This window comes from Oceanospirillum sediminis, from assembly GCF_014164585.1.
Classification (GTDB): domain Bacteria; phylum Pseudomonadota; class Gammaproteobacteria; order Pseudomonadales; family Halomonadaceae; genus Oceanospirillum; species Oceanospirillum sediminis.
The window spans coordinates 82790-101526 of record NZ_JACJFM010000003.1 but is presented as its reverse complement, the minus strand read 5'-3'; the positions used below and the strand labels follow the sequence as shown (position 1 = coordinate 101526).

At 44.5% G+C, this 18737-nt stretch carries 16 protein-coding genes; all 16 read right to left on the bottom strand.

Going from position 1 to position 18737, the window contains the following annotated elements; all coding sequences use genetic code 11:
* Positions 1–14 precede the first annotated feature (14 nt).
* On the bottom strand, positions 15–806 hold the full coding sequence (locus H4O21_RS03415; protein ID WP_182807445.1) for a flagellar assembly protein FliH: 792 nt from the start codon (positions 804–806) through the stop codon (positions 15–17).
* A gap of 13 nt (positions 807–819) precedes the next feature.
* Entirely contained in the window at positions 820–1833 is a 1014-nt protein-coding gene (gene fliG, locus H4O21_RS03410) for a flagellar motor switch protein FliG (protein WP_182807444.1), read from the bottom strand.
* Positions 1826–3553, bottom strand: a complete 1728-nt coding sequence (gene fliF, locus H4O21_RS03405; RefSeq protein WP_182807443.1) for a flagellar basal-body MS-ring/collar protein FliF — start codon at positions 3551–3553, stop codon at positions 1826–1828. Before fliF ends, fliG begins: the two co-directional genes overlap by 8 nt.
* Positions 3554–3589: 36 nt before the next feature.
* Positions 3590–3940 (bottom strand): flagellar hook-basal body complex protein FliE, encoded by a 351-nt coding sequence (fliE, locus tag H4O21_RS03400; RefSeq protein ID WP_182807442.1) that lies wholly within the window; start codon positions 3938–3940, stop codon positions 3590–3592.
* Between the two features lie 96 nt (positions 3941–4036).
* On the bottom strand, positions 4037–5482 hold the full coding sequence (locus tag H4O21_RS03395) for a sigma-54-dependent transcriptional regulator (protein WP_182807441.1): 1446 nt from the start codon (positions 5480–5482) through the stop codon (positions 4037–4039).
* A 9-nt stretch (positions 5483–5491) separates the two neighbouring features.
* On the bottom strand, positions 5492–6628 hold the full coding sequence (locus H4O21_RS03390; protein ID WP_182807440.1) for a sensor histidine kinase: 1137 nt from the start codon (positions 6626–6628) through the stop codon (positions 5492–5494).
* A gap of 6 nt (positions 6629–6634) precedes the next feature.
* Positions 6635–6967: a hypothetical protein gene (locus tag H4O21_RS03385; protein ID WP_182807439.1), complete on the bottom strand. Its 333-nt coding sequence runs from the start codon at positions 6965–6967 to the stop codon at positions 6635–6637.
* On the bottom strand, positions 6967–9129 hold the full coding sequence (locus tag H4O21_RS03380) for a motility associated factor glycosyltransferase family protein (protein ID WP_182807438.1): 2163 nt from the start codon (positions 9127–9129) through the stop codon (positions 6967–6969). The genes H4O21_RS03385 and H4O21_RS03380 overlap by 1 nt, the downstream gene beginning before the upstream one ends.
* Positions 9122–9541, bottom strand: a complete 420-nt coding sequence (gene fliS, locus H4O21_RS03375) for a flagellar export chaperone FliS (RefSeq protein ID WP_182807437.1) — start codon at positions 9539–9541, stop codon at positions 9122–9124. The genes H4O21_RS03380 and fliS overlap by 8 nt, the downstream gene beginning before the upstream one ends.
* Positions 9542–9558: 17 nt before the next feature.
* Positions 9559–11040 carry a flagellar filament capping protein FliD gene (fliD, locus tag H4O21_RS03370; RefSeq protein ID WP_182807436.1) on the bottom strand — a complete coding sequence of 494 codons (1482 nt, stop codon included), beginning with the start codon at positions 11038–11040 and terminating at the stop codon, positions 9559–9561.
* Positions 11041–11225: 185 nt separating this feature from the next.
* The gene (gene pseF, locus H4O21_RS03365; protein WP_182807435.1) at positions 11226–11927 is read right to left on the bottom strand and encodes a pseudaminic acid cytidylyltransferase; all 702 of its coding nucleotides are present in this window, start codon (positions 11925–11927) and stop codon (positions 11226–11228) included.
* A complete protein-coding gene (gene pseC, locus H4O21_RS03360; RefSeq protein ID WP_306667863.1) occupies positions 11924–13090 on the bottom strand; it encodes a UDP-4-amino-4,6-dideoxy-N-acetyl-beta-L-altrosamine transaminase in 1167 nt (388 codons plus the stop codon). The genes pseF and pseC overlap by 4 nt, the downstream gene beginning before the upstream one ends.
* Positions 13090–14085, bottom strand: coding sequence for a UDP-N-acetylglucosamine 4,6-dehydratase (inverting) (gene pseB, locus H4O21_RS03355; protein ID WP_182807434.1), 996 nt, complete (start codon positions 14083–14085; stop codon positions 13090–13092). Before pseB ends, pseC begins: the two co-directional genes overlap by 1 nt.
* A gap of 125 nt (positions 14086–14210) precedes the next feature.
* Positions 14211–15434, bottom strand: a complete 1224-nt coding sequence (locus tag H4O21_RS03350) for a flagellin N-terminal helical domain-containing protein (protein ID WP_182807433.1) — start codon at positions 15432–15434, stop codon at positions 14211–14213.
* Positions 15435–15688: 254 nt separating this feature from the next.
* Positions 15689–16906 carry a flagellin N-terminal helical domain-containing protein gene (locus H4O21_RS03345; protein WP_182807432.1) on the bottom strand — a complete coding sequence of 406 codons (1218 nt, stop codon included), beginning with the start codon at positions 16904–16906 and terminating at the stop codon, positions 15689–15691.
* A 351-nt stretch (positions 16907–17257) separates the two neighbouring features.
* Entirely contained in the window at positions 17258–18487 is a 1230-nt protein-coding gene (locus tag H4O21_RS26080; RefSeq protein ID WP_182807431.1) for a flagellin N-terminal helical domain-containing protein, read from the bottom strand.
* Positions 18488–18737 lie beyond the last annotated feature (250 nt).

Below are 18737 nucleotides of genomic sequence, written 5' to 3'. Positions count from 1 at the left end.
TACAGAATATTTGCTTAAGGAAGATCCTGGCTATAGCGACCCGCCACAACCTGTTCTAACAAGTCTGATAACCTGTTCTCAACGGAGGCATCCACAAGACTATTCATCGTCTCAACACGACACCCTCCAGGCAGAAGGGCAGCATCAGCATAAACATGCCATCGATCAAGACTGCCTTCAGACTGTCTTTTAGCCAGATCAAGATCCTGAGGACTGACAAAAACTCTGATTCGTTCGCTATTTCTTGGTAATAGCTCCAGCGACTCTCGGATAATTTCCAGTACCGAGTCAGATGACAGGTGCAGCTCCTTTCGGGTTATAATCGTTACCAGTTTCTCCAGCAATCCATACAGAACACCTTCAATTTCGTCTGCCTGCTGCTCAATTGGCTCATGCAACTGAGCCATCAGATCATTCAGCTGAGTTAAAGCCGCATCAATCTCTCTCTGCCCCTGAGACAAACCTTCCTGATACCCCTGCTCCTTTCCATCTTCATACCCTTCCGCTTTTCCCTTCAGAAAGCCTTCTTCGCGTCCCTGAACACTGCCATCATGCAGACCTTGTGCTTTTCCTTCTGCATAAGCAGAGTCATAAGCTTCCTGCCTGATCTGATCAATCTCTTCCTGTGTTGGGAGCTGTAGCTCTTCTTCAACGTCTTCCTGCTCGTCTTCGGGCGGAACAATGCCATCAGACATTTTCCCACGGCTAAAACTACGAAGGGAGATGCCGGTTAAGTCCGGCATCTCCCATTTTTCAAAAGCTTCCAGCTCTTCGCTGGTCCACATACCTTGCTTATTTGCGGCCATAAGTCACTCATTATCAGATCATTTCGTCAGCACCGCCGCCCAGAGTGATTTCTCCATCTTCAGCAAGACGTCGGGCAATAGCCAGGATCTCTTTCTGGGCCTGCTCAACCTCACTAACCCTGACAGGCCCTTTGGCTTCAAGATCATCACGCAACAGTTCACTGGCACGTTTCGACATATTCTTGAAAATTTTCTCCTGCACCCGACTTTCTGCACCCTTCAGTGCCAGCACCAGGTTATCAGGGTTAACCTCACGCAACAGTACCTGAATATCCCGGTCATCCATATCCACCAGGTTATCAAATACAAACATGAGATCTTCAATTTCTTCGCCAAGCTGCTCATCAACTTCTTTAATAGCCTCCATCAGCTCACCCTCAAGTGAACTTTCAAGGTTATTCATGATGTTAGCGGCAACCTTAATACCCCCCATACTGGTAGTCTGTGTACCACTGCTACCAGAGAACTGTTTTTCAAGAATATCATTCAGTTCCTGCAAAGCCTGGGGCTGGACCGACTCAAGTGCAGCGACTCTGAGAATAACATCCAGCCGCACTTTGGAATCAAAAAATGCCATCACCTCTGCTGATTGATCAGCATCCAGATAAGACATCACAATCGCCTGAATCTGAGGGTGCTCATAACGAATAATATCCGCAATAGCACGAGGCTCCATCCACTTCAGTGTATCAAGCCCTGTAGTATTGCCGCCTAATAGAATCCGGTCAATCAGGCCATTTGCTTTATCTTCACCAAGCGCCTCTGTCAGCATACGCCTGATATAACTATCAGCGCCAACGCCAAGACTGGTTACATTACCAGCAGCATCCAGAAAATCTCCCAGAACTTCTTCAACCTGATCCTTGGATACATGCTGCAACTGAGACATAGCCATCCCGACACGCTGAACCTCTTTTGGCCCCATATGCCTCAGAACCTGGGCAGCATCAGCCTCACCCAGTGTCATGAGAAGAATAGCAGCCCTGTCAACAGATCCTAACGGTTCCTGATATTCCTCATCACTCATCTGCAATCACCCATTGTCTTACTACCTGAGCCACTCGCCCAGGATCCTCTGCAATCATCGCCTTAATAGCATTCAACTGCCGCTCAAAGGCTTCGTTTGGTCCAGCTAGCAAAGGATCATCTGCCGCAGACAAAGTAACCTGATCTTCTCCCAAATCATCAAGAGGCGTCAGTTCATCTTCTGCATCCACACCGTCATCAGCATCTTTGGCGGTTGCAAGACTCTTCAGAATAGGTCTTAGTACACCAAAAATCAGGATAAGAACGAACAAACCTGCCAGAACCTGCTTAGCAATCTCCCAGAACCAGGGTTCTTGCCAGAACGGAGGCTTTTCAAACTGACCATCGCCTGAATCAGCAAAAGGAGAATTCACTACATTGACACTATCGCCTCGCAGAGCATTGAAACCAACCGCATCCCGAACCAGAACCTCCAGCCTTCGCAACTCGTTCTCATCCCAGGCTCTCCGAACAACTTCTCCACTTTCAGGCTCACGAATAATAATATCATCCACTACGACAGCAACTGTCAGCCGATCTACACGACCAAGATGATTTCTGGAGTAGCTGATTGTCCGGTCAAGTTCAAAGTTTCTGGTAGCCTGCTTTCTGCTATTCTGTGCTTGCCCTATGCCACCAGCACCCTCTCCATTAACATCCTCTGGAACAGCAACCTGCGCAGGAGGCTGATTGGAAAGAGCTCCGGGAATACCCGCATTATTAAAATCCCCAACCCGCTGTTCATTCAGAACCTGTTCACTACGTAACGCCGGTAAATCAGGATTATAAAGTTCTTCTGTCTGCTCAGTTTCGGTAAAATCAATCTCTGCAGACACTGCAGCCTGATATCTGCCCGGCCCCAGAACTGGCTCCAGAATACTTCTGACGCGCTCTGTCAGAACACGCTCCAGTTTACGGGAATATTCGAATTGCCGCTGAATCTGTTTATCCGATTCCTGGGCATCTACCTGAGATAACAACCGCCCACGCTGATCAACAATAGTGACATCTTTCGGGTCCAGCTGGGGAATACTGGTTGCGACCAGATTAACAATAGCATTAGCCTGACTTGCATCCAGCGCAGCGCCACTTTGCAGGTTCAGAAACACAGAAGCGGAAGGTTTTCGATAATCACGCACAAAAACGGATTGCTTAGGAATAGCCAGATGAACTCGCGCCCCACGAACAGGCTGAAGACTGGAAATAGTTCTGGCCAGTTCACCCTCTACACTACGTCTGTATCGGGCGCTTTCCATAAATTGGCTGGTACCTAATCCTTGTTCCTGATCAAGTAACTCATAACCAACCGTATCTGTTCGAGCTACATCAGAAGCGGCAATTTTCATTCTGGCTTCATAAATTTTATCAGCCAGAACAAGCAATGCTCCAGATTGAGGATCTACTTTATAGCCAATCCCATTACGCTCTAATATATCAACAATAGCCGGAGAGTCATACTCGCCTATACTGCTGACCAGCGGTCGGTAATCTTTTTCCTGAGACCAGAGAACAATAGCAAAACCAATCGCGATACTCGCAGCAAACCCGGCCAGCAAACCCAGTTGCCTGAACATATCCAGGCTATTAAACCCATCCATGACATTGCTGAAGCCTGACTGCTTCTTTGCTGGATCAGATTTGGAGGACTGATCTGAAGCTTGAGCCTGATTATTCTGTTGCTCAGTTGATGCCTGCGCATTTTCCTCTGATGGATTATCCATTCACCCGATTCCCAACCAGATCAGTTAGACCAGTGATTATACTGGCATTCTCATAATTTCCTGATACGCCGTGACCAGCTTATTTCTTACCTGAGTCATTGCTTCGAATGCGACGGTTGACTTCTGAGAAGCAATCATTACCTGAGTAATATCAACCTCAGGATCACCCATTTCATAGGACTCACGCAAAGCGCTAGCCGTCTTCTGCGTCTCATTCACTTTGTCGATAGCATTTTTCAGCATCTCTGCAAAATCAGGGATATCCTCTGATCCCTGAACATTATCTGCAGGCTTAACTGGCGCTGCTACTCTGCTTGTCTGATTCAACTCTGACTGCATTGAGCGAATCTGATCCAACACACTGGATATATCGGCCCGATCAACCATAATCCTCTCCTACACCTTCATTTACGCCTGACACGCAAACTGAAAATACATTTCCTGTATTTTATAACTGATACATAACAAAATGCCAGTTTAAGATCAGATCATTGCAATGGCTTTATCCACATCAATACCTGCATCTCTCATTTTGGCCATCTTGTAACGCAATGTTCTTGGACTGATACCTAACCGTTCAGCCGCTTTATTTTTTCTGCCACGCTCCTCTTTCAGCACAGCAATGATCATCTCAAACTCTTTCTGCTGAAGATCATCGCCCAGCGAACCGGATTCAAGCACCCCTCCGGAGGACTGGTCTTTTGGCTGAGATGACATAACAGATACATCTTTGAAAGATTGTCCGCCACTTCCCTGCTCCCCTGCTACGGATACATCCGCTCGGAGAACTTTTTCCGCCAGACTTCCTGTCTCTATGCAAAGATCTTCCGCTTCTATGATATCCCCAGGTTGAAGAACAAGAGCCCTCTGCACGACATTTTCCAGCTCTCTGACATTACCCGGCCACAAATAATTGCTGAGTTCAATCTTTGCTGAATCAGATAAACGTACTCCGGGTCGCCCCATCTTCTGAGTATGCTTGCCAAACAAGCGCTCAGCCAGAGGTACCACATCGTCAGCGCGCTCTCTCAATGGCGCAAGCGTTATAGGGAAAACATTTAAACGATAAAACAAGTCTTCACGGAACTTACCGTCAGCGATATATTGCTGCATATTACGGTTTGTTGTCGCGATAACACGAACATCCAATTTGATCGTTTTCCTGCCACCAACACGCTCGACTTCCTGCTCCTGAAGCACCCGCAGTAGTTTTGCCTGCAAATCCAATGCCATCTCTGAAATCTCATCCAGCAACAGCGTTCCACCATTGGCTTGCTCAAACTTCCCGGGAGCGCTATTTACAGCACCAGTGAAAGCACCTTTTTCATGCCCGAACAAAGTCGCTTCCAGCATGCTTTCAGGAATAGCTGCACAGTTAATTGCAATGAAAGGCTGATCAGCTCTATGAGAGTACTTATGAATATAACTGGCAATAACTTCTTTACCAGAACCACTTTCACCTGCAATCAAAACAGTAGAGTCTGTTACAGCAACCCTCTTCGCCAAACCAAAAGCATGCTGACTTCTGTCGCTGACCATAACCGGATCATCAGACTTCTGTTCAGCCTGACCTTTAGCATATTTACGCACAAGATCAACCAGAGTGTCCGGTTCAAATGGCTTCACCAGATAATCTACCGCCCCTTGCCTCATAGCATCAACAGCATTAGAAATACTGCCATAAGCCGTAATCAACAATACCGGCAGCCCTGGGTGACGATTCACAACGTGCTTCAACAACTCATGCCCGTCAATTCCAGGCATATTGACATCAGAGACTATCAGATCAAATGAACCTCCTGAAATACAGGCTATAGCAGCTTCTCCACAATCAGCCTCAGTGACATCAAAATCAGCCAGCTCCAGCGTATCAACCAGCGCCTCTCTCAAATCAGGGTCATCTTCAACAACAAGTACTCTAACATCCATAAAAAAAACCTAGGCAGTTACAAGTGGCAACCGGATTATAAAACAACTACCGGATCCAAGTTGAGAGTTTACAGTCAACTCTCCTTTATGGGCAGCAACAACCGACTGAACAATCGCCAGCCCAAGACCTGTCCCTTGTGTTTTAGTGGTAAAGAAAGGTTCCAGAATTTTTTCCAGTTGATCATCTGCTATACCGGGACCATTGTCACAAACGCTGACCTCAAGCCGACCCTCTGAAAGCACAGATGTCACAGTAATCTCTGATGAACCCGCCTGGATGGCATTATTAACCAGATTCTGAAAGGCACCATTGAGAGATTCCTGATGCCCTAGCAAACTACCAGCCTGTTGCTCCAGTTGCCATGAACAACTGACTGAGGACTGCAAGAAGACGCCTTCAAGAGAGTGACGAAGTTGAGCAAAGAAATCAGCGACAGAAAACTCCTCCGCAACAGCACTACCTCCACGGGCAAACTGAAGCATATCTCCAATTTGCTGTTCCAGATTCTTTAATCTTCCCTGCAGCTTTCCAGCAAACTTCACTCTGTTGTTTTCAGCCAGTGATGTTGACTGCAGATGTCCGGCATACAACATCGCCGCCGATAGCGGAGTTCTAATCTGATGGGCCAGTGAGGCAACCATTTGCCCCATCTCTGTCAGACGTTCAGTACGACTCAACTGCTCCTGCAAGCGACGAGTCTCAGTCATATCACTGATAACAACCATCTGACCGGGCTCTTTTTCCAAAGATCGGGTAGAAATAGAAACCAGTCGACCGTCATTCAACGACACTTCATAACCATCGCCCTGCTGAGGAGAGAACTTCTTCTGGATCACATCAACCCATTTACAGCCCTCAATCTCAGCCCCAAGCAAGCATTGAGCACTGGGATTAGCACTGCTAACAACACCGTCACCATCCATTACGATGACTCCCGCCGGCAGAAGATTGAGCAGGTTCTCAAGCTTCTCTGCAATCTGCTGCTTTTGCTCCAACTGTTCAGCTCTTTCTCTTCGTGCTTCTTCCAGCTCTTCAGTTAAACGGACAATTTTTGTCTGCAGCTCATTATAGGAAGAAGTCAGTTGCTCAGAGAGAGCTGTAAACTCTTGAAAAGCAATCTGTAAATCCTGCGCAGATGCACTCATTATACATCAGACCTTTTTATACTCATTAACAACCTTCCGGCCTTTTTGCAGTTTGACAATAACACTCATCTTTTCTTCTTTGAGTTTTACAGCATTATCAAGAAGACTATTCATTCGCATAAAAAGATCAGCACTTCTTTCAGAAATTTCTTCCTTGTGCTCTATCATGAAATAGGCATCATCAAACAAATGCTCTACCGCTCGAATCAATAGATCGACTGAAGACTCAAATTCTTCAGCACTATCAGCGGTATTCTCTCCACCTAATAACGCCAGCCCACTTTCAGCATCTCTGAGTAATTCAAAAATATGATCCAATGTATCGTGGCCATCAGTCATCACTTATCCTTTTTAAAGTAATGCTCATAGTAAGATTCTTTATCCAGGGAAAACATATTTTCTGTATAATCTTTTTCCATATCACCAAATAGCCCCCGCAATACATCCACACACTGGTTAAAAGCTTCAACCCGCATATCCTGACCGAAAGGCAGAAACAAGGTTGACTGCATTGCACTTAAAGCATATAGCAGACTTCCATCAAAGAAAGAGTACAGCCAGCTATCATTTTCAGACAAACCTATAGATTCTATATCCTTATGAAACTTATAGGAAAGACCATCAATGAGCGCTGCACCATCCATCTCATTATCAACATAATGTAAACCATCTATAAGCCAACTACACATTGAGCCAAACTTATCTCTATTATCAATAATAGTCTGACGAAACAACTCACTATCGCCATCTTGCGGAATATAAGCAAAAAAAGAACTCATTATGCTATCTGCAAGCTCTTCTTTTTTCCCATCCTGTAGATGCAAAGAAAGTTCAGGTGAATGCAAAGGTTCCGTACCTTCTATTTTCGCACCATCACTACAGTTAAAAAACCGCAGCTCATGCCCTACATAGGCCATGCTTTCTTTCCACCCAGTAATAATGGACTCAAGTGTCACCTTAAACATCGGTAACAGATTATAAGAAAAGACAGGGTCATCACCAAAATTAGGATCAAACTGAGTAAGCTTCTTGCCATCCATGTCATGTCTTTTCTTAATCTGGTCACTTAGCTTGCTGTATAAACTGTCTTTTGAATGATGCCGGTCTTTCGACTTAGACCCCATATCCACACCTAGAAGGTATATATCAGTAAATCCAGCCACTACAGCAAAGGTCACTCCAAGATGCACACAACTAGGTGCTGTTCGAGCAACAACTCTTACTCCGTTACCAGAAAAAAGCTTCATTTGAAGAAGAGAGGATGTTTCATTATCTTTTGGAATTTGCCCTTTTTTATCAAACAAGCGAAAAACCTCAGGATGAACCTGAGACAAGGCAACCAAACGGATTTTCTTAAGGTAGTTATAATAATCTTCGGAATCTGCAGCAGCTTTCAGCCAAACAGCAACATGAGCGGTTCGCTCTAACTCAACATGAAAATCGGGAACAATATTGTTTCTATACAACGTCGTTAATGCAGAACCGGCACTGATAATAACAACATTATTTTGATTTTCTTTAAGAAACTGAATATCGTTATCAAGAGAAGGGCCATTACCCACAATAAATACAGGCCACTCCTTTTGCCCAAACTCTTTATTGATATTTCGATCAGATTTTAAGCAAGGAACTTTATCCTTTATATTCTCATAGGCATGTGCAACGCAGATTCTTGAATCGTCATAAAAACCATATCCGCTAAACACCCTTAGATCAAATACTGCTTTCACCCCTTCAAATAAAGGGGAATAGCTTTCCTGATAAAAACCTGAATAAAGGTAAGCTCCTGCAGCATTATGCCGACCAGCCCGGTTAAAATAATTAAAGCAGTCTTCTACAAGCTCATCATAATTATCAGAAAAGCTTATATATATATCAAAACCGTTATCTACACACTTATTAAGGATAGAAGCCCAATCGATTAGCTGCATCGAGCAATAAAAAAGATCACAACAAGGCTCAAGAATAACCAGCTTTCTAATTTTAGAATCAAGATAGATTTTTTCTATATCAAAACCAATACCAACAGAAAGCAGTATCATAGCATTTACAGTTTCGGGAAAACCAGCATCACCTAAGTCTGCCTGCTTTCTACCCAGCTCAAAATCAATAGCAGCATTTATCGACTTTGTTCTAAATTTTATTAAGAGGTTTTCCTGAATTTCCCCCAGAGCTGCCATACTCTTGTTATGGACAGGACTCGTTTCGCAGTCTTTAGCACCTGCAATTATATAAGGTCGGGCAACAGGACTTTTGACATATGCCTCATAATTATTGAGCACCTCCTGAACAGGGTTATCCCCATACAGAACACAACCCTCTTTACGATCCAGAACATTAATGTCCCCGGCTTTGTCGTAAATCAGATAGTATCTGTCTTCTTTATAGCTTTTAAACATCTCGTATACATCTGGAAGATGCATACGAAAAGCCTCTAAGTTAGAAGTCAGCCTTGTTTCAATGAATGCGGCAACCAACTCATGCTGCTCAAAATCAGACATTTTTCGAAGCCCTGATAGCACTGGCTTTTGCAATCTCATCAGAAGGAATCGCATCCCAGCCAGTTTTAATTTCAGTCATAATCTCAATTGCCTCATCCAGCGCAGCTATATCCATATTCAAGGATGCTGAAATCATACGATCTATAGCAAAGTCATACAGTCGGGCAAGATTATCTGATAACTCTGGACTAATATCTCGATCAAGGGAAGCAGCAAGCGTTGCAACAATAGCCTCAGACTTTGAAATAAAGTGACTCTTTTTCTCAAAATCTTTTTTCTCAATTGCAAAACGAGCTTGCTTCATAAAACGCAAACACCCCTCCAGAAGCATTTGTGTGATGCGATATGGCGAAGCGCTCTCAATGTCACTCTCCAAATTAACTGACTGATATTGCTGTAGGGCTTTTCTCATAATTAAAACCTAAATTCTCACGAGCCAGAAGAGTACTGAATATTAGCCAGGGCAGCCAGTTGGGGACCAATCTGGCTCATTGTTGACTGCAAACGACCAACGGTGCTATCCAGAGCCGTAAATTGCTTTATCAAAGTTTTTTGATAGCTTTCGATATAACGCGTATGCTCTTCATACTGGCTATCTAAATCTTTAAGGATATCATTGTACGATTGCTCTTTCCCACTAATAACACCTGTAACCCCCAAGAAGTTACCAATCTGCTCGTCAGCCATAGAAGCGATACCACCGGCACCGGAAAACAGCTCATCCAGATCGTCAAAATTATTTGCCAGCGCATCGTTCATACGACTAGTATCCAGCTTCAGGGTACCATCACTCTGGATATCCATACCAACAGAATACAGTGTATCCACTCCTGCCGCAGCCCCAGAAGCCTGGCCTGTTATAATATTACTCAAAACAGATTCGACATTGCGGATAATAGGATCACCTGACAGCTTTCCATAGGTAAATTCTTCAGTATCACTATCATATGATCCCTGAAGTTCATTCATGCCTTCACGAAGTTTATTATAGGCAGTAACAAATGCCGAAATCTTGTTTGAAACTGACTCAGTATCTGAAGCAACTGCTATCGTTGCGGCATCGGTAGATTCAGCAGTAAGATTAAAAGTCACGCCACTTACAACATCATCCAACGTATTGGTATCGCGAGTAATTGATAAGCCATTTAAATCAACTATTGATGACTGAGCCTCCTGCAAAACAGTTCCCACAGTATCATAGCCCCCGGGAGCGTCTGCCCACCCGGTCAACCAGGAACCCACCCCAAAATTCCGATTAGCGAACTCGCGGGTACTATTGACCTCCAGATTATTGCTACCACCGGTGACAGAGGACTCATAAATCAGCTTGCCATCAATGACCGATGCCGTTACACCAAAGTTATCTTCGTGCTCATTAACAGCTGCAGCAATATCATTTAGCGACATACCATCTTTAAGATCAATCTCAAACGGAGCCGGATCAGTCGCTTCAGGAGAAAAACCATTGGTATAGTTGTCCTGCATATAAAACTTCAGAGTATCCTTAACTCCATCCCCATCAGCAGTACCACTGAAAGTCAGAGCAGCATCGTGATCTGTGTTTATCTGATCAGTCGCCAAACGCGACCCCTGAGCTAACTGATTCACAGTCAGACTATAATTTCCTGCAGAAGCCGTCGAATCAGCTGTTGCAGTAAGTACATCACCACCCGATGGCTGAGTAACTGTTGCTTTACGCTGGCCAAAGACAGAAGAGTTACTCAGTGCACTGGCTGCGCTCTGAAAATCAGACAACAGACTCTTCAGAGACCCAAGACCAGACAGAGCTTCTTTTGTTTCAGCTTCTTTCTGGCCTAACTGCTTTACTTTTGGCTCACTGGCAACCTGCACCAGGCTATTCAGCATAGTACTCAGATCAAGACCAGACCCAATACCCAACATAGGATTCATAACAACTACCTCCAGCGTAGATTAAGAACTTGCAACCCAATACAGGGCAAGCCAGATTGCAAATATTCCTTTTGCAATTTTTGCGCCAAAAAATCCCAACAAAAAATCATGCCCTGATTATCTTATCGGCCCGAAGATTTGATTCTTAATCATGATTATACTGTTTTCACAAAAAACCACATTGATTAACACACTCCATCACTCAACACATCTGATCGCAACATTCTGAACATTAATTCAGCTCTGACCCAGTCATCAGGAGTATCAATATCCTGAACCCTGTAAGAAGGCAAAATCACACCTCCGGACAAAGCGTTCAGAACAGGCTTTCTCTGCATCCAGGCCTCAGCATTCCCCCAGTAAAACTGACCAGCATCATGCCATGCCCCCTCAAGATCCTGAGAGCGCACACCATACATTTCAGAATCAAACATAGAAAGCCTCCCCCCGACAAACCGGAGAGCTCTCTGTATAGGGTAATTATACTCGACAACCGAAACCACATAATCCAGATCTGACTGCAGAAGCTTTTTATGCCCTGCCTGAAGATCCTCCTCCCGCACAAAAGGCGCCGTCGCATACAAACAGCACACTACGTCTTCCGGTCGTAGTAAAAGTGCTTCTGCTGCATGGGCCAATACCTCAACCGTCCCAGCATAATCGTCAGATAATGAGGCAGGCCTGATAAACGGCACCTCAGCACCGCAACCAATAGCAACCTGAGCAATTTCATCATCATCTGTCGAAACCACTATACGGTCAAAGCAGTCACTCTTTATTGCCACATCAATAGACCAGGCTATCATAGGCCGCCCGAGAAAGAGCTTGACGTTTTTACGAGGGATTCGCTTACTACCGCCTCTTGCAGGTATAACACACACTCTCATAAAACCAGCGCCTCCTGTAACACCTCAACCACATAGTCCTGCTGACTTTCAGTCAGATCCGGGAACAAAGGCAGACTAATGATCCCCTCGTAGCACGCTTCCGCCTCAGGATATGCTCCCATGCGAAAACCTAATGCCTGATAATATGGCTGAGTATGGACCGGAATATAGTGCACATTTACCCCAACCCCCTTTGAACGCATATAATCAAAGACATTTTTTCTGGATACAGCGGTTTTAGCAGAATCCAAACGAATGACATACAAGTGCCATGCAGACTCACTTATCAAAGACCTGCCAGGTCGGAAAACAGGCAAACCGGCTAGCAAGGCATCGTATCGATCAGCAATCTGTTGCCTTTGCATAACAAAAGCATCCAGACGCTCTAGCTGACTCAGGCCCAGAGCAGCCTGCAATTCTGTCATTCGATAGTTAAAGCCAAGCTCTATCTGCTGGTAATACCACGCACCATCAGGCTCTGACGTCATCAACGCTGGCTCTCTCGTAATCCCATGACTTCTGAGCAGAGCCATCTTATGAGCAAGCTCTGCATCATTAGTCATAGCCATACCACCCTCTGCCGTTGTAACAATTTTCACCGGATGAAAACTGAAAATGGTAATATCACTATAGCGGCAAGATCCAACCGGTTCTGATAAATATCGCCCCCCAACAGCATGGGACGCATCCTCAATAATGCGAAAGCCATACTTCAAACTCAGTTCATATATTACCTTCATATCACAGGACAGACCTGCCATATGAACGGCAACCAGCACATCAGGCAAACAACCTTTAGCTTTTGCTTTCTCAAGCTTATTCTTCAGACATTTAACATCTATATTATAGGTAGAAGGATCAACATCAACAAAATCCACAGCCGCCTGACAATAAAGAGCACAATTTGCAGAAGCAACAAAAGTAACAGGAGACGTCCATAGCCGCATCCCCTCTGATAACCCCAAAGCAAGGCACGCCAGATGTAATGCTGATGTAGCACTATTAACTGCTATTCCATACCCAGCACCACAATAACCCGCCAGGCGCCGCTCAAATTCAGGCACACACTGCCCCTGCGTCAGAAAATCTGAACGCAGCACATCAATAACGGCCTGAATATCCTGCTCTGAAATATTCTGTCTGCCATAAGGGATCATATCCATTATTCTTCTTCCTGAGCCATTTCCAGTAATTGCTCATGAGTCAACCAAACGGAATTATTACCAGAGTTATACTCAAAGCCACGCTCCACTTTACCCCCCCGCTCCCCTAGCTTATTACAGGAAAAGTCAGCCGCTTCTGAAAACTGGATAGTTGGACAAATAACATAATGATCATCAAACTCCAGTGTCAGATGCGAATCATCCGCAGGGCACATAATCTCATGCAGTTTTTCACCCGGACGAATTCCCACAACCTTCTGACCAATCCCTGGAGATAATGCATCAGCGAGTTCCGTCATCTTCATAGATGGAATTTTAGGTACAAAAATTTCTCCTCCATGCATTCTGGAGAAGTTTTTCAGAACAAACTCAACCCCTTCCCTCAAAGTAATCATAAAGCGAGTCATTTCCGGGTCAGTAATAGGCAGCTCTTCTACCCCTTCAGCTAATAGCTTTCTGAAAAACGGGATAACCGACCCCCTTGAACCAACCACGTTACCATAACGAACAACTGAAAAACGGGTCCGACGCTTACCAACCATATTGTTAGCCGCTACAAATAACTTATCAGATGCCAGCTTAGTAGCACCATAGAGATTAATCGGATTCGCAGCTTTATCTGTAGACAGTGCAATAACTTTTTCTACCTCATTATGCAAAGCAGCTTTAATCACATTCTCAGCACCATCAATATTAGTTTTAATGCACTCCATTGGATTGTATTCCGCAGCAGGAACCTGCTTCATCGCTGCCGCATGAATCACATAATCCACACCTTCCATTGCCTCGATAAGGCGCTGCTGATCTCGTATATCCCCAATAAAGTATCTCATACAAGGCGCATTAAACGTCTGCTGCATCTCAAACTGTTTAAGCTCATCCCTGGAGAAAATAATAATCTTTGAGGGTATGTATTTTTCCAGCAGGATCTGAGTATATTTCTTGCCAAATGACCCTGTGCCCCCGGTAATTAAAATCGACTTATTATCAAACATCCGCATATCCTCAGAACATAAACTAACCCAACAGTAGTATTAAAACTAAAAACACATACTAACTACCAGCAAAAAAAAAGCCGGACCAATTGGCCCGGCTTTTTGACTCCCGAAGGAGTAAGTAATTAACGCAGCAGAGACAGAGCAGCGTTTGGCAACTGGTTAGCCTGAGACAGGATAGAAGTAGCTGCCTGCTGAATGATCTGATTACGAGTCAGCTCTGCAGTTTCAGTTGCAAAGTCAGTGTCAGTGATACGAGCACGAGAGTCAGATACATTCACCACTGCAGCAGTGTTAGAACGAACAGTAGACATCAGACCATTCTGCTCAGCACCCAGTTTTGCCCGCTGCTTATCAGCCTGACTTACCAAAGAACTCATGCCATCCAGCAGCGCATCAGTCATAAAGCCATGAATATCATTCAGATTTGTATCCGAGAAACCACCAGTAATAGACTCAATAACATCTGCAGCAGCGATACCCAACAGATTAGATCCTACAGCCTGGACCAGAGCAGATGTTTTGACAGAACCCCCATCACCCGAAATAGTTGCAGTCAATACTTTGGTAAACTCTTCAGCATTAATCTGAATGGTACTTAAGTTCCCCATCTGACTTAGAGTCAGCCCCTTACCAACAGCAGCTGTATTAGTGTTGGCACCGAGCAGGGCATCAACAGCTACCTGCTGGCTAGTTTCATTAGTAGCCATCATATAGGCACCAATTACTTTACCCAGTGTTCCCATGGAACTCAACGCATTACCACTCATGGCACTAACATTAAGACCAGTTGCGACAGTACCCGCCTTAACTTCAGCCGCTACAATCTCACCGAACATAGAAGTAAGCTTGGCATTACCTGTTGTTACAGTATCCTGTTCACCGGCCTGAGCACCTGACTGAATCTGAAAACCTGCAGAACTTGAATCATAGTTCAATAATTTAATAGTACCGTAAGCTGTACGCTCGGCGATATCGTCATTTGTATCCAGTAACTTCTTGAACTCCTGACCCAGAGCATCACGATCATCTGTAGATAAAGTACGGTTACCGCCTTGTACCGCCAGCTGACGCATACGCTGAACGTTATTCGTTATCTCACTAATCGCCCCTTCAGCAATTTGAGCGATAGAGATACCATCGTTTGCATTACGATTACCCTGGTTCAGACCAGTCAACTGAGTTGTCAGACGATCAGCAATTTGCAGACCTGCAGCATCATCACGCGCACTATTAATGCGACTACCTGAGGACAGCTTCTCAAAAGAGCTGTTCATACGCTCAGTAACATTCGACAGATTGCGCTGACCATTCAGAGAAGAAACATTGGTGTTTACATACATAGCCATGATATTTACCTCAGCTTTAATCCCGACGATGCTTTTAAGAAGATGCCGGACATTATGACTTAAACTTAATGTGTGTTTTCTTTTATCGACCTTTCAGATTTTTTCTTTAACTGATTTTGTCGATTTTTTTCAGAATCCAGACTGCGATAAGCTCTGATAATAAAGTTAACGGCCACAGAAGAAATATCTTTAAAAAAAAAAGCCGGAGAAACCGGCTTTTTTACTCAGAAAGTTAACAGCAAGGTAGATAGATGTTATCCCAGCAAGGATAAAGCGGCCTGAGGCAGCTGATTCGCCTGCGACAGGATAGAAGTTGAAGCCTGCTGAATAATCTGATTGCGAGTCAGCTCTGCTGTCTCACGGGCAAAGTCCGTATCCTGAATCCGAGAGCGTGAATCGGACACATTCACGACAGCTGTAGTATTAGATCGGATTGTCGACATCAGACCATTCTGTTCTGCACCCAGTTTAGCTCTCTGCTTATCTACCTGAGTAACTAATGAACTCATAGCATCAAGCAATGTGTCTGTCATGAAACCGTGGACAGTGTTCAGCTGAGCATCTGTAAAAGCATTATTAGATTCAATTGCATCTGCAGCAGCGATACCCAGTAAATTGGAACCAACAGCCAAGACCAGAGCAGATGTACGAACCGTATCGGCATCAGCAGAAATTGTTGCTGTCAGGATCTTCGTTAACTCTGTAGTATTAATCTGCATAGTACTAAGTTCAGTGAGCAGACTCATATCCGTGTTTTTACCCACTGCAGCAGTTCCTACATCAGCACCGAAGAGCGCATCAATTGCGACGCCCTGATCAGTTTCATTCGTGGCCATCATATAAGCACCAATCACTTGACCCAGGGTCCCCATAGAGCTTAAAGCAGTTGCACTCATTGCACTCACTTTTGATGTAGCCGCATCACCAGAAGCAATTTCATCAGCAATGACCTTACCGAACAATGCAGTTAGTTTTGAGTTACCCGTTGTTACAGTATCCTGTTCACCAGCCTGAGCGCCTGACTGAATCTGAAAGCCTGCATTGGTTGAGTCATAATTCAGGATATTCATTGTGCCAAAAGCGGTACGCTCAGAGATGTCATCATTAACATCCAGCAGCTTATTGAACTCCTGCCCCAGTGCACTACGATCATCTACGGACAAGGTTCTGTTACCGCCTTGCACCGCCAGCTGGCGCATACGCTGAATGTTGTTAGTCACTTCACCCAAAGCACCTTCGGCAATCTGTGCGATTGAAATACCATCATTCGCGTTACGCGTACCCTGCTCAAGACCGATGATCTGAGTAGTCAGACGATCTGCGATCTGCAAACCAGCCGCATCATCTTTGGCACTGTTAATACGACTACCTGATGACAGCTTTTCAAATGAACCGTTCATACGATCAGTCACATTCTGTAAATTACGCTGACCGTTTAGTGCTGATACGTTGGTATTTACATATAAAGCCATGACATGTTTCCTTCTCTCAAACCACTAAACTGAGCGGTTTTGCGTTATCTGATTCAAAAGTTACTTTCCAGAAGCTGGTCTTAATATTGACCTGCCACTTCAACTACTAAGCAGATCATCCGTTTCGCTTCCAGCAAGTAACCTATCTGGATCTGCTCTTAACAATTAAAAAGCACTTTATATGCCAAAAAACATAACATATTGTTTTTAAAGGATTTTAAAACAAAAAAACCGTTAAAATAAATTCCAGAAAAACGTCACCCTGCGTATACGGCAAGCAATTGCCCTAACAAAGCGGCAAAAAAAAACCCGGCAAATGCCGGGTTTTTGAAAAGCTTGTCATCTTTGCTGTTAACCACCCAGAAGCGATAATGCCGCCTGAGGTAGCTGATTAGCCTGGGATAGAATACTTGTCGATGCTTGCTGAATAATCTGATTACGAGTGAGTTCTGCTGTTTCACGAGCAAAATCAGTATCCTGAATCCTGGAACGTGCATCAGATACATTCACTACAGCAGTCGTATTCGATCTGATAGTTGATGCAAGACCATTTTGTTCTGCCCCCATCTTGGCCCTTTGTTTATCAACCTGAGTCACAAGATCAGACATGGCGTCTAACAGAACGTCAGTTACCAGGCCATGAATTGCATTTAATTGAGTGTCATTATATCCGGTCTGTGAATCAACAGCAGCAGCAAGAAAACGCTCATCTTTCATAAATCTCTCCAGGAGACCTGTACCTGAAAGAGCATTTATGGTGTTTGACTGAGCAGCACCAGACATTGGCACGGCTTCCTCTGCAAGAAGTTCGGTAAGAGCATCAACATCCATTTGGATAGCACTGTTCTCAATTAACAGACTCATCTCCCCTTCCCTGGCACTTGCAGCGGTTATGCCAAACAGACTATTGACTGCTGCACCAGCATCGCTTTGATTGTTAACCAACATATACGCTGCAACCAGCTCACCCAGAACACCTGCTGCACTAAGGTTAGTGCTTAACTGGGACATCATAATCCCGGAAGTAGCATCACCTCGTGCAATCTCATCATTAACAACGGACCCAAATAACGAAGTAAGCATTGCATTACCAGTGGTAACCGTATCCTGCTCTCCTGACTGAGCACCCGATTGAATCTGGAAACCAGCTGAAGGCGATGAATAATTAAGAATTTTACGGGTACCGAATGCTGTTCGATCAGCAATATCATTATTTACATTGAGAAGCTTGGTAAATTCACGTCCCAGGGCTTCACGATCATCCAAGGACATAGTCCGATTACCACCCTGTACAACCAACTGCCTCATACGCTGAATATTGTTTGTTACCTCAGACATAGCTCCTTCTGCAATCTGAGCAATTGAAATGCCATCATTAGCATTTCGTGTACCCTGTTCCAGACCTATAATCTGAGTAGTCAAACGATCTGCAATCTGCAAACCTGCAGCATCGTCTTTTGCACTGTTAATACGGCTGCCGGAAGAGAGCTTCTCAAAGGAACTATTCATCCGGTTAGTCACATTCATCAGGTTCTTCTGACCGTTCAGGGCGGAGACGTTAGTATTTACATATAATGCCATGACTATTTTCCTTTTCTCTCATACCTGCCCCCTGCCTGAAGGGCCAAGTTAAAAATAATTTCAGGTCACACTATGAAGCGGCACCGGAGCAATCCGATTCTCGTTTCGCTACAACAAGCAGTCCTTTAGTAAGCGTTGCTTCATTCAAGTGCACCTGGATCTGCTCTTACCAAAGAAAAAGCACCATCCGTGCCAAAATATTTTTTTCTTTTAAAATCAAAAAGATAAAAAAAATATAGAGTAAAAGCGG

Coding starts and splice junctions, on each gene's coding strand:
- H4O21_RS03415 (WP_182807445.1), bottom strand. CDS start 806: ATGGCCGCAAATAAGCAAGGTATGTGGACCAGCGAAGAGCTGGAAGCT.
- fliG (WP_182807444.1), bottom strand. CDS start 1,833: ATGAGTGATGAGGAATATCAGGAACCGTTAGGATCTGTTGACAGGGCT.
- fliF (WP_182807443.1), bottom strand. CDS start 3,553: ATGGATAATCCATCAGAGGAAAATGCGCAGGCATCAACTGAGCAACAG.
- fliE (WP_182807442.1), bottom strand. CDS start 3,940: ATGGTTGATCGGGCCGATATATCCAGTGTGTTGGATCAGATTCGCTCA.
- H4O21_RS03395 (WP_182807441.1), bottom strand. CDS start 5,482: ATGGATGTTAGAGTACTTGTTGTTGAAGATGACCCTGATTTGAGAGAG.
- H4O21_RS03390 (WP_182807440.1), bottom strand. CDS start 6,628: ATGAGTGCATCTGCGCAGGATTTACAGATTGCTTTTCAAGAGTTTACA.
- H4O21_RS03385 (WP_182807439.1), bottom strand. CDS start 6,967: ATGACTGATGGCCACGATACATTGGATCATATTTTTGAATTACTCAGA.
- H4O21_RS03380 (WP_182807438.1), bottom strand. CDS start 9,129: ATGTCTGATTTTGAGCAGCATGAGTTGGTTGCCGCATTCATTGAAACA.
- fliS (WP_182807437.1), bottom strand. CDS start 9,541: ATGAGAAAAGCCCTACAGCAATATCAGTCAGTTAATTTGGAGAGTGAC.
- fliD (WP_182807436.1), bottom strand. CDS start 11,040: ATGAATCCTATGTTGGGTATTGGGTCTGGTCTTGATCTGAGTACTATG.
- pseF (WP_182807435.1), bottom strand. CDS start 11,927: ATGAGAGTGTGTGTTATACCTGCAAGAGGCGGTAGTAAGCGAATCCCT.
- pseC (WP_306667863.1), bottom strand. CDS start 13,090: ATGGATATGATCCCTTATGGCAGACAGAATATTTCAGAGCAGGATATT.
- pseB (WP_182807434.1), bottom strand. CDS start 14,085: ATGTTTGATAATAAGTCGATTTTAATTACCGGGGGCACAGGGTCATTT.
- H4O21_RS03350 (WP_182807433.1), bottom strand. CDS start 15,434: ATGGCTATGTATGTAAACACCAATGTTTCTTCTCTGAATGGTCAGCGC.
- H4O21_RS03345 (WP_182807432.1), bottom strand. CDS start 16,906: ATGGCTTTATATGTAAATACCAACGTATCAGCACTAAACGGTCAGCGT.
- H4O21_RS26080 (WP_182807431.1), bottom strand. CDS start 18,487: ATGGCATTATATGTAAATACTAACGTCTCCGCCCTGAACGGTCAGAAG.